This window comes from Allomuricauda sp. R78024, from assembly GCF_044596045.1.
Lineage (GTDB): Bacteria > Bacteroidota > Bacteroidia > Flavobacteriales > Flavobacteriaceae > Flagellimonas.
The window spans coordinates 1,351,049-1,363,632 of the sequence record NZ_CP138995.1; the positions used below are offsets into that span (position 1 = coordinate 1,351,049).

Below are 12,584 nucleotides of genomic sequence, written 5' to 3' on the forward strand. Positions count from 1 at the left end.
TAATTTCATGGTGAACCCTTAAAAAAACATCTTGGTCTTTTAAGTTGTATTGTCAATTTATATCCATGTCACTAATCCCCATGACCTATGCCTCATTCAGAACCAAAACCCCAAACTTGGTTTATAAAGCCTTCCATAAATCCAAATTTTGAGTATGCGCGCCAACATTGTCTTGACTGGGCTTTAAAGTTTGAATTCGTAAAAAAAAATGATAGAAATTACCAACGCTTAGAAATTTCCAAGATTTGGATATTGACTGCCCGAGCCTACCCATGGGCAACAAAAGAAGAACTGTGTTTCGCAACCGAATGGTTTACCTGGTTGTTTTGTCATGATGATATCTGTGACGATTCCCAATTAAGAGATCGGCCCGATAGCTTGCTTGTCCTGCACAATGAATTCATGGTCATTTTATTGCATAAAAAAATGCCTGGCGAAAGTGGTCCCTTGCACCGTGGCCTGCTTCATATTCGAGAGCAATTGGACGATATTACCACTGAAAAATGGATTGCTACATTTTGCGAAGATGTACGGCTATATCTTAACGCAACACGTTGGGAGGCTAAAAATCGTATGTACAATACCATAAATAGCGTTTCTTCATATAACAAAATGAGGCTATTCTCTGGAGCGGTATATACTTGTTTTGATTTGATCGGAATGTTCCATCAAATCGATGCAGATGTATCGTTTTTAAAAGACCTTCCTTTTCGGCAAATGATAACAATGGCAAACAATCGTGTTTGTTGGGACAATGATATTCGTAGCGTGGCCAAAGAATTGAAAGAGGGGACAACAAATCTTATTACTTGTTTGAAGCACGAACATAATATTTCAATTGAAGAGGCCATTGAAAAAGCACAAAAGATGTGCGCTATAGAAATGGAGGATTATTTTGAGTTTAAAGAACGGTTGCCAAAGTTTGAAAAGCGGAAGTCATTGCAACAATACACGGCCGGTTTAGAGTCTTTGGTACAAGGTCATATAGATTGGTATTCCGATACCGAGCGCTATACCGTCAAGGATTGACCTAAGGCTTTTTTGGCAAGTCCAGAGGGCACTTCGCTTACTTTTTTCTTTTTCTACAGCGTCATTTACCCATATTGTTAACATTACCTCAAATTACTATTGATCATGTCCCAATTTATTCAAAGAAAGCCCAGTGAACTTTCCCGCAAAGAAAGAAGTCAGGTGAAAGCCCTGTTTGAGCGGTACTATCCCACAGTTAACGACAAGTACATAAGTCATAGGCTATCAAGTGCCTATGGTTTTAATATCGTCCTTTTGAAAAGCCATGGCATCGTTCTGGGGGCCAGCTATTACAAAATGGACAGGTTAAAGACCCCCTTCCTTACAAAAAGAATTCCGGTCGTCCAGTTCGGCCAAGTACTAAAGAATAAATATTACCAGGGCGGGGTCATTTGGCGCACGGGGCATTGGTACGCCCAAAAGAATATAAGCCATTACTATTGCATAAAAAGAACAGTGGGACTATCCATGATCAGCTCTCCAAAAGTCTTCGAGCACTTTACCAAGCTTTTCAAGAATCATTGTCCGAATTTAGGGCCTACGGAGTCGGGCAAGAGCATATCTATTGCCGACTTTTTACAAAATATATACGGAAAAAGAGGGGTGGAACTTAAGTTCGGCACAAAACATTGTCTTGCCCTATTGGATTATGAGCCCATTGATATTACCGATAAATGGGAAAGGTATTATAAATCCAAAGATGAGTCCATCAATACGTTTTTCATTGATAATGAGATCATAAAACTTAAAGGCAATAGAATTTACGATAACAATATTGCATTGATTGTATGTGGTTATCGAAATCCTTGGAGTTTTATGGCAAAGGAAGGGGTAAAGATTCAAATTTGAGATTTTATGCTAAGCACACTTAGGAGCACTTCAAGGGTTTATTTAGGGATATTCCGAAGTAATGTAACTTATTGTTTTATCTCAAAATCTTTATAATTCTTTCCAAGAAAGATTCTTAACACAGCACTTTTTTCATTCGTTTTGTTATCCTTGGTCTGGACACAGACGGTTCTTCTTTCCCTTACGGGAGTAGCATTGTGCCAGCCCGCTACATTATCCCTAAAATACTTTGTTCTATCCCATTTTCAATAGGGTTCGACACTAATTATTGGATATTTCCCTTGTACGGTCATTATTTGCTTAGAAATAATATTCATAAAGTCAAAAAGCATCAAATTATGGAAAAACAACTACAATTGATAATGTCCGCCATCTTTATGGTATTGGCGAGCCTTACCTCATATGGCCAAAGTGTAGGGGACCAATTTGACGTTGATAACATCAGATACAAAATTACCTCTATCGCTTCTCCCGAAGTAATGATCGTGGTTTATGAAGGTACGGCCACAGAGGTGGACATCCCCGGAACGGTCGATTATGATGACGAAACCTATACGGTGACCGCCATTGGTGAGGATACCGATGTTTTTCAAGGTAATCTCGTCCGACCTTTTATTGGAAAGGGACTGACGCGTGTCACCATACCCAACACAGTGACCCTTATCGGGCTGGGGGCCTTTACTAACAACGCCTTGACCGAGGTGGACATACCGAACAGTGTCACCCATATCAGGAGGTGGGGTTTTTCAGGAAACCCTCTAAATGAGGTAACCATACCGGCCTCTGTGGAATATATCGGGCCCGGGGCCTTTTTTGGAAGCACAGACATTCCCATTGTGAGATGCGAGCGCAATCCCCCACCAGAAATTCATGAAACAGCCTTTGCTAGCCCTTTTGCCAGAAAAATGAGCCTAGTGGTGCCCTTTTCCGCCATACAAGCTTATGAAGATGCAGGCTGGAAGGACAACATAGGTTTTGTGAATATCACTGCCGGAATTACTACCATTAATAGAATTGTATACGGACTTCTTGGCGCTCCAAACGAAGCAACGGTGCTCGACCACATAGTGTCCAACTCCAATGGCGTCGATCATAATCCGATCATTCTCTCAGAGGTGAATATTGATGGGGGTACCTACGACGTGACCGCCATAGGCGATGGTGCTTTTAAGAAGGGAGGTGTGCTTAGCATTCATATACCCAGTAGTATAAGAAGTATTGGATCCAGGGCCCTTTATGCTTCCACGCATGCATTTGTGGTCATGGAAGGTGAGAATCCACCGACGTTGGCTCCGGATGCCTTTCAGTATCCACAACGCCACGATCGCGTAAACGTGGTGATAGAAGGGCCTAGCGCATGGGCGCAATCTTATATAAATGCAGGATGGACGGGTTTCAAGTCCCTTACTCCGCTCGTAGGGCAGCTCCATAACAGTAACGGCATCCTTTGGAAAGTCACATCGTTAAACCCCAATGAAATGGAGTTACATGACTTTAACTTTGGAATTGCCGATAATGAAGACATTACGGTCGTTGTTGATGGTGAAGAAGTTATGGTCTTTACAGATGGTCACTTGGAGATTCCCACAGAAATCCCTTACTCCCGTACGCCCGTATTAAAGACGTATACGGTCACCTCCATTGGGGACAATGCTTTTAATAGGTACTCTTCTGCCCCATTGACCAGCGTCAATATACCCGATACGGTGACCCATATCGGGAATTCTGCTTTTGCGGGGAACCAATTGACCGAGGTCGACATCCCCGATGGCGTGACATCGATCGGGGAAGATGCTTTTTGGCAAAACCGATTGACCGGTGTCGAGATTCCGGAAAGTGTGACCAGCCTTGGGCAGCGGGCATTTGGAACTTGCGGCTTGACCGAGGTGACCATACCGAACAGTATCACTAGAATTGAGCAGTGGGTCTTTGCCCAAAACGATCTAGAAGAGGTGACCATACCGGCCAATGTGGAATATATCGGGGAACAGGCATTTTATCAAAACGATTTAAAAGAGGTGACCATACCGGGCAATGTAAGAACCATAGATCTGTATGCTTTTCAGAGGAACCCGGACCTTCACCTGGTGACGGTGGAGGCCGACGATCCCCCATCCCTCCATGAGCTTGCCTTTTCCAATGCGGACCGCGGCCAAATAGACCTTGTGGTGCCCATGGGCAGGAAACAGGAGTATCTGGACAATGGGTGGCACGGGTTCAGGTCCATCAGCTACGGGATCTTTACCGTTGATAACATCATATACGGAATTACCTCCCGAACCGAGGTAATGGTGGTGGGCTATACCGGTACGGACACGGCCGTCACCATCCCCGAAACGGCGGATGATGGCGAGTACGCCTACACGGTGGCCGCCATCGGAAAAGGAGCCCTTCAGAACAAGGGACTGACCGATGTTGGGATTCCATCCAGTGTCACCAGTATCGGGGAAGGGGCATTTAGTGACAACCAATTGACAGCGGTTACCCTACCGGGCGGTGTGGAACGTATAGATGGCTTCGCCTTTCATAACAACCCGGGCCTTGCGTTGGTGACGGTAGAGGCCAATGATCCACCGGTACTCGATGCAACTGCCTTTGCCAATGCGAACCGCCACCAAATCGACCTTGTGGTGCCCACGGGCAAGAGACAAGATTATCTGGATAATGGGTGGAACGGGTTCAAATCCATCAAGGAAGAGATTGGGGTCTCAATAGATGCTCCCGCCGAAACAGTTAATCTATCGCCCTTTACGGTCACCTTTCAGTTCGATCTGGATGTGACAGGTTTTACGGTGGACGACATTGATCTGGGCGGCAATGCCACGGCAGACCATTTTACGGGCAGCGGTTCCATATATACCGTAGAGGTGACCCCAACATCCTGTAATGGCGCCATTGCCATTGATGTCCCTGCAAATGCAACAGATATGCCCAATTCCACCAATTTGCAGGCAACCGCCACGGTAACAGTGGAAGAGGACCCGAACTACCTGGTGGCCATTGCAAAAGATATCACCGTTCAGCTGGATGCCGATGGGCAGGTGACCATCTTGCCAGAGGATGTGGACAATGGTTCCGCTTATGGCTGTGGCAACACCCCGGAACTGAGTCTTGACAGGGATGCTTTTACCTGTGACGATGTGGGCACTCCTGTAACGGTCATCCTTACCGCGGACCATGGCACAGAAAGCGCTACGACAACCGCCACGGTAACAGTGGAAGAGGATCCGAACTACCTGGTGGCCATTGCAAAGGATATCACCGTTCAGCTGGATGCCGGTGGGCGGGCGACCATCTTGCCAGAGGATGTGGACGATGGTTCGGTTTATGGCTGTGGCAACACCCCGGAACTGAGCCTTGACATGGATGCTTTTACCTGTGACGATGTGCGCACTCCCGTAACGGTCATCCTTACTGCAAACCATGGCACGGAAAGCACTACGGCAACCGCTTTGGTGACCGTTGAGGCGGCGACCGGCAGTTGTGGTAAGTCGTCGTCCCTTGTAAATTTCAATAGGGGTTTTTCCCCCAACGGCGATGGCAGCGGCGATACCCTGGTGATCGAGGGCCTTGAAAAATATAGGAACAACGTGTTGAAGATATACGACCTGAGCCAACGCTTGCTGTTCAGCGCCCATTATGGCGGGCCCGGCGATGGTTGGGACGGCACCGATAAACGCGGGCTGGTGCCCGTGGGCTCCTATGTATGTGTGATAGACTACAACGAACCGGGGCTGGGCCACGAGGCAAAAATGATCTATGTTAATTACTGAGTGTTGGCGTGAATAAAAGTTTTACAGGATATGGAGGCTTGGGCAACCGTTCATTTGGCCTTCGTCCCGGTTTTCCTTTATCATGGTCCAATTTTTTGAGCTTGCCCAACACATTTTAACTGCGATTGACCATACAAGGATTGAACTTTACTTCTAGAATGATCGGTCCTTTATGGTTCTTCAACATAGGCAATCCATGGGAAAAATATCCAAGCGGAATGTGGTCGATTTGGCCCTCTTCCATCACCCATACTTTTTATTGGATAGCCTTTTGTTGGAAACAAAAGTGAAGTTTTAGTACAATCCCTGAAGAAAAACAAGTGCCCATATCGGCTAGAACCGGGACAAACAGACCACCAAAGGGAATCGCTCGATTCCCTTTTCCAAAATCCCAGAAACACCCTGTTACATCCCAGTTTTAAAAGGAGTTGGGCACTAATTATTGAATATTCCACCTATATGGTCTTTTTTAATTTGAATTAATATTAAAAAAATAAAACCGTTCAAATGAAAAAGCAATTACTACAGGTAGTATTCGCCATCCTTAAAGGAATTAAGAGAAGAAGCGAATTTATCAGTAACCCAATCTGTTTAGAATTAAATATATCTGAATTCATTCTTGAGGGTATAGAATCACGAAAGCATCTGGGTGATGATTATAAAAATAACAGTACACTTTTAAGGGATAAAGGGAGTAATGTTAAAAAACTATATGTGTAATTTTTAAGGAAGATATGAAACAAAATAACATATTGAATTTCGAAAAGTTAATACTACTAATAGTGGTCCTTCTTTCCCATTCTTTAGTGCAGGCCCAGACAGCCATTCAGCGTGATGCGATTATCCGGGATTACGATCATAGCAAGCTTCAGGCAATGGCTAAGGAATTTGCTGCTACTGCTCGTGCAAATAAACAGGAAGCGCTAGCGCTGGCTAGAATATATGGATGGGAGCCAATTAAGTACAATGCCGATGGCACCTTCGATGAACTCATGGGGGTCAGAGATGATGGCAGCCCCATTTATTATACACTGTATAACGTAGCTGCCGCCAGGTCAACGCGTACAAATCACTTGAATACAGGTGGTTCTCTGGAGCTTGATTTAAACGGGCAAGGCATGAAAGTTTATGTATGGGATGGTGGTCCTACCCAACCCACCCACCAAGAATTTAATCACCAGGTCGACTCTAGTCGAGTGATCATTAATGATGGTGTAACAGCACTGAACGCCAATAGCTGGCATGCACAACACGTCACCGGGACCATTCTGGCAGCCGGTGTACAGCCAAACGCCAAAGGCATGGCTCCCCTGGCACAAGCGTTCACCCACGATTGGGACAATGACCTCACAGAAGCAATCACCGCTGCGGGTGCGGGCACGCTCTTATCCAACCACTCTTATGGATGGGATGTCAGCTACGTAGCCTCGTGGTCCTTTGGAGCATATGAGAATACGGCAAGGGCCTGGGATGAATTGATGTACAATGCCCCTGCGTACCTGCCTGTGTTTGCTGCCGGAAATGACGGAAACTATAGCGGCAATTTCCTTCCTTTAAATGGTAATCCAAATTTTGACAAGTTATCGGGCTGGCAAACAGCCAAAAACCATCTAGTGGTGGCTAACGCACAAGACGCTAACGTTGCACCCGATGGCTCATTGATAAGTGTCTCTATTAATTCGGGAAGCAGTCAGGGGCCTACGGATGATTTCAGGATCAAACCAGATATTACCGGGAATGGAACGGGCGTATACTCCACGGAGGTCAACAGTGATGCGGACTATAGATCTAGGACAGGAACTTCCATGGCGGCTCCAAACGTAACAGGAAGCCTGTTACTGCTACAGCAACACTACAATAATCTGAATGGTTCGTTCATGCGAGCGGCCACACTGAAAGGCCTGGCCTTGCATACCGCGGACGAGGCGGGCATGGCAGGGCCTGATGCCATCTTCGGCTGGGGACTGCTCAATGCAAAAGCCGCAGCGCAGGCAATTACAGCCAATGGCGTAACTTCTATCATCCATGAGCTCACCTTAACCTCGGGCCAATCATACTCCTTGCCAGTTGAGGCAGATGGAGTCAATGATTTGATCGCTTCCATTTCATGGACTGATCCTCCCGGAACAGCTACGCCCTATAACACTCCCAACAACTCCACACCGGCATTGGTCAATGACCTGGACATTAGAGTGACCCAGGCCTCCAGTACCTTCTTCCCTTATCTGTTGACAGGAGTAGATGCCAATGATCAGGGAGATAACAAGGTAGATCCATATGAACGAGTTGATGTGAAAGAAGCCAGTGGGAGTTATATCGTTACTGTTACGCACAAGGGTTCACTTTCAGGCGGATTTCAGAACTATTCACTAATCATCACAGGAAACACTATAGACGACAACGAGGCTCCTACGGTTGCATTGGCCCCGATTACCCTGACACTGGATGGAAATAATGAGGTCACCCTTTTCGCAACTCAATTGGACAATGGAAGTACGGACAACATTACTGTGGCCGAAAATCTTATGTTCAGTTTTGATGCCGATGGCAATGAAACCGATAGGATCTTTGACTGTGGTGATCTGGGCAATCATCAAGTGACACTCTACGTAACCGATGAGCGTGAAAACTCGGCAAGTGCCTCTACCATAGTGACCGTTGAGGAAAATTTGGACAACCTCGTGGCCATTGCAAAAAACATCACTGTACGGTTGGATGCCAACGGACAGGCCATCATCTCGCCCGATATGGTGGACAATGGTTCCAATTATGGCTGTGGCAACACCCCAGAATTGAGTTTGGATATAGCCACCTTTGATTGTGATGATGTGGGCTCTCCTGTAACGGTTACCCTTACTGCAAACCATGGAACAGAAAGCGCTACGACAACCGGTTTGGTGACCGTGGAAGAGTATTTGGGCAACCTTACGGCCAACGCAAAAGATATCACCGTTCAGCTGGATGCCGATGGGCAGGCTTCCATCAGTCCAGGACAAATAGACGATGGTTCCGTTTATGGTTGTGGCAACACCCCGGAACTGAGTCTTGATAGAGATGCTTTTACCTGTGACGATGTGGGCACTCCTGTAACGGTCATCCTTACTGCAAACCAAGGCACAGAAAGCGCTACGACAACCGCCACGGTAACAGTGGAAGAGGATCCGAACTACCTGGTGGCCATTGCAAAAGATATCACCGTTCAGCTGGATGCGGGTGGGCGGGCGACCATCTTGCCAGAGGATGTGGACAATGGTTCGGTTTATGGCTGTGGCAACACCCCGGAACTGAGTCTTGACAGGGATGCTTTTACCTGTGACGATGTGCGCACTCCTGTAACGGTTACCCTTACTGCAAACCATGGAACAGAAAACGCTACGGCAACAGCTTTGGTGACCGTTGAAGCGACTGGCAATTGTAGGCCCGGTTCCGGCTCGCCTCTTGTAAATTTTAATAGAGGGATTTCCCCTAACGGCGATGGCATTGGCGATACCTTGATAATCGAAGGCCTTGAACAATATAAGAACAACGTGTTGAAGATATACGACCTGAGCCAACGCTTGCTGTTCAGCGCCCATTATGGCAGGCCCGGTGATGGTTGGGACGGCACCCATGAAGGCGGATTGGTGCCCGTGGGCACCTATGTATGTGTTATAGACTACAACGAATCGGGGCTGGGCCACGAGGCTAAAATGATCTATGTGAATTACTGAGTGTTGGCGTGAATAAAAGTTTTACAGGATATGGAGGCTTTGGGCAACCGTTCATTGGTCTCGTCCCAATTTTCCTTTATTATATCCCTTTTTTGAGCTTGCTCAACACATTTTAACTGCGATTGACCATATAAGGATTGATCTTTACTTCCAGAATGACTGGCATTGGTTCCGTTCAACATAGGCAATCCATGGGAAAAATATCCATGCGGAATAACGAATCATCCATGTTTTTGAACAGCCAATGAAAATAATTTTAACCCCAAATATTTGGAGTCAAATTTTACATAACGATTACATATATATAAGAATGAGAAAAAACAAGTTTTTTTTTATAGCAATTTCGATATGGTGTATTCAGTCCCATGCCCAGCAGGATGTAACATTTACACTGTATAATTATAACATGAACATCATCAACCCTGCCTATGCGGGGGTCAGCGAAAACTTAGAGTTTACCTCAAATTATAGAGTACAGTGGGCGGGTCTTGACGGCGCACCCGAGACCTTGAGTTTTTCATTGAGCAGCCCAATAGGCGGAAAAGCGGGGATGGACGACAAGGTCGGGCTGGGCCTTTCAGTTGTCAACAGTAGTGTGTTCGTGCTCAAGGAAACCGATATTTTTGTTGATTTCTCCTATAAGCTACAATTGGAGGAAACATTGGACCTGTTTTTGGGGCTTAAAGCCGGAGGCTCTTCCGTAAACATAAATCTGTCAGATACTGAACTTGACAACGATCCGCTTTTTTCAGAAGATGTAAGTGTGTTCAATCCAAATGTCGGAGTCGGTGCCTATTTAAGAGGAGAAAGCTATTATATAAATATATCCGCACCGGCCCTTCTAAAAACAGAGAGATACGAAAAGGAATCGGGCATTGCAACACAGGCCACCGATAAAATGCAATTTTTTATGGGAGCGGGCTATCATTTTCCCTTGAACAAGAATATGACCTTTACACCTTCTTTTTTAACACGGGTAATCAGCGAAGTGCCTTTCTCTATGGATATCAATGGAACCTTCGACCTGTACGATAAGGTCGGATTTGGTCTCAGCTACAGGTTAAAGGAATCCGTAAGTACCCTGGTATTCTTTAAAATTGCAAATAGTTTGCAAATAGGCTATGCCTATGACGCTTCCTTGACGCCAATAAGTAATTATAGTAGGGGAAACCACGAAGTGATGTTGAAGTTTCGAATCTCGGCGGGAAAACAAACACAGATACAGGATGGAGAGGCAAGCACCCGATTATAAACTATGAAGGTGTATATATAGGTGCACAGTTTATATATAGAAGCAGCAAGGGTAATACTACCGGTCGTATAGAGAGTCGGTATGATTCAATGGGTGGTATAATGAGTGTATTTAGGTTACTCCATACGTTTTGTTTAGCGGTTGATTAAGTAAGACGCACATGCATCATAGATTGGGGATCTATAATGAGTAACCTATGTACCATCCAAATGGTAGTACAATAATGAATAAAATAAAACATAACATGAATATGAAAACTATACTAATCCCTATAATTGTAAAACCATTATTTCTAACTCAAAATGGCCATATTGAAAACCAAAAGAACAGTTATAGTAATTACTAAAAAATTCAGATCATATATAAAAATCGATAAAAAAATGATACGTATTAAAACTTATAACCCATTATTGTTCATGCTGTTTGCGCTAGCATTTTTTTCGTGTAATTCCGATGATGATGCCAAGCCGGAAGACAGTGAGGAGATAACGGCCACTAAAGAAAAATTGGTTGGAGATTGGAAATTGGTAAGTAGCACTATTGACAATGAAAACGTTTCACCATCTGAATTCAAATGCTTAAAAAATTCAACGGCCACTTTTGATCAAGATGGTACTTATGAATTAACTTTTTTAAAATTGGGAAGTGGCTCCACAGATCTTTGTTCTCGAACAGATGCGCAATCCGGGAACTATACGGTCATTGGTTTGAACAGGGTCACTTTTTTTAATTTTGATTCTGAAATCGAGTTGATTGACGATACCCTACAGATTACTTCCAAGGTTACCAATGGTAACGGGGAACAAGACCAAATAGATGTTTTTATTAGAAGTGACAATGCAGAGTTAGAGGAAAATGCGGAAGAAGCAACGGACAATCTCGAAACCGATGGCCAGGAAACAGATGACGATGATGACAACACTTTTGATGGAACAGAGGTAATTCAAATTGTATTGGGAAAGTGGAAAATCGACGCTGACCAAGATTGCCTTCAAGAAAACACGATAGAATTTAAACCCCAAAGTGTTTTTGAGTTTATTCAGCACAAAAAAACCTTTAATCGTAGAGATTTGTTAGACTACAATGTAAGCGTAAGTTATCCTTTTCCAGCAAGCATTAAGGCAACAATTCCCAAAGGAAATGACGTGGTTGTTTTTGATACTGATGCAGAATGTCAATTTATCAAAACGAGCACGCTGGAATATGTTGTAAAAGACGAAAAGACCATAGTACTTAAAAACATCTCTGGAATCAAACTGTTGTTGGAAGACAGTTATACCATTAAACTTATATATACATTCACTGATAGTAATGCCAATGAACAGGTTAGGGAATTTGTTTATAAGAAGATATAAGGGACCTGTCTATTCGATAAATCAGAAATATAAAACGTCTTTTATTTAAGCCGTTTGTGGTAATGTTTTAGATTGCTGTAATTTTTTACCCTGTGAAAAAGATGACGGGGCGTTTCCAAACCAATGCTCCCTTGAAAGTATTGGTATTGAAGCAATAACTGGATATATACCAAACGGGAAAAACGACGGGGATTGCTACTTTAAATCCCCGTCGCTGCTATTATTAACTCAAACTCACTAAATTAAAAAAGCGTCACTCTATAAAACCAATGGGTAATTTAACCTCACATTATCACTCCATTGATCATTGATGAAAACTAGTTGATAACAAAGGTCGATTTTTAGTACAGGACCGGACGATAAAATGTGCCCATATCGATTAAAACTGGGACGAACAAACCATAAAAAGGGATTGCCCACTCTTATTATCCCAAAAACACCATTTAACATCCCATTTTTAATAGGCCCCGGCACTTTTTATAGGATATTTTGTGCATAAGGATTAATTTGTGATTTAAAGCAATATTAACAGAACCATCTTAGCTTAATCAGCATCTTACTATACGAGGCAAATTTTATCAAAAGAATGTGAACTTATTTTTTCTTTTTTCTGGTT

9 protein-coding genes are annotated in these 12,584 nt (G+C 44.1%); 7 read left to right on the forward strand and 2 right to left on the reverse strand.

Annotated features, from left to right (window positions below):
- Positions 1-87: 87 nt before the first annotated feature.
- From SJY44_RS05970 to SJY44_RS05980, 3 genes are all read left to right on the forward strand, one after another.
- Positions 88-1,029 (forward strand): hypothetical protein, encoded by a 942-nt coding sequence (locus SJY44_RS05970; protein WP_396591668.1) that lies wholly within the window; start codon positions 88-90, stop codon positions 1,027-1,029.
- Between the two features lie 105 nt (positions 1,030-1,134).
- Positions 1,135-1,878: a hypothetical protein gene (locus SJY44_RS05975; RefSeq protein WP_396591669.1), complete on the forward strand. Its 744-nt coding sequence runs from the start codon at positions 1,135-1,137 to the stop codon at positions 1,876-1,878.
- Positions 1,879-2,216: 338 nt separating this feature from the next.
- On the forward strand, positions 2,217-5,651 hold the full coding sequence (locus SJY44_RS05980; RefSeq protein WP_396591670.1) for a leucine-rich repeat protein: 3,435 nt from the start codon (positions 2,217-2,219) through the stop codon (positions 5,649-5,651).
- Between the two features lie 170 nt (positions 5,652-5,821).
- On the opposite strand, the gene SJY44_RS05985 is transcribed toward SJY44_RS05980, so the two are convergent.
- Entirely contained in the window at positions 5,822-6,106 is a 285-nt protein-coding gene (locus SJY44_RS05985; protein ID WP_396591671.1) for a hypothetical protein, read from the reverse strand.
- A 52-nt stretch (positions 6,107-6,158) separates the two neighbouring features.
- On the opposite strand from SJY44_RS05985, the gene SJY44_RS05990 reads away from it, so the two are divergent.
- Positions 6,159-6,371, forward strand: coding sequence for a hypothetical protein (locus SJY44_RS05990; protein WP_396591672.1), 213 nt, complete (start codon positions 6,159-6,161; stop codon positions 6,369-6,371).
- 14 nt (positions 6,372-6,385) lie between these two features.
- Positions 6,386-9,361 (forward strand): S8 family serine peptidase, encoded by a 2,976-nt coding sequence (locus tag SJY44_RS05995; RefSeq protein WP_396591673.1) that lies wholly within the window; start codon positions 6,386-6,388, stop codon positions 9,359-9,361.
- On the opposite strand, the gene SJY44_RS06000 is transcribed toward SJY44_RS05995, so the two are convergent.
- Positions 9,355-9,543 (reverse strand): hypothetical protein, encoded by a 189-nt coding sequence (locus tag SJY44_RS06000; RefSeq protein ID WP_396591674.1) that lies wholly within the window; start codon positions 9,541-9,543, stop codon positions 9,355-9,357. The two genes, SJY44_RS05995 and SJY44_RS06000, sit on opposite strands and share 7 nt — an antisense overlap.
- Positions 9,544-9,671: 128 nt before the next feature.
- On the opposite strand from SJY44_RS06000, the gene SJY44_RS06005 reads away from it, so the two are divergent.
- Both SJY44_RS06005 and SJY44_RS06010 read left to right on the forward strand, forming a co-directional pair.
- Positions 9,672-10,613, forward strand: a complete 942-nt coding sequence (locus SJY44_RS06005; RefSeq protein ID WP_396591675.1) for a type IX secretion system membrane protein PorP/SprF — start codon at positions 9,672-9,674, stop codon at positions 10,611-10,613.
- 380 nt (positions 10,614-10,993) lie between these two features.
- Positions 10,994-11,968: a lipocalin family protein gene (locus SJY44_RS06010; RefSeq protein WP_396591676.1), complete on the forward strand. Its 975-nt coding sequence runs from the start codon at positions 10,994-10,996 to the stop codon at positions 11,966-11,968.
- Positions 11,969-12,584 lie beyond the last annotated feature (616 nt).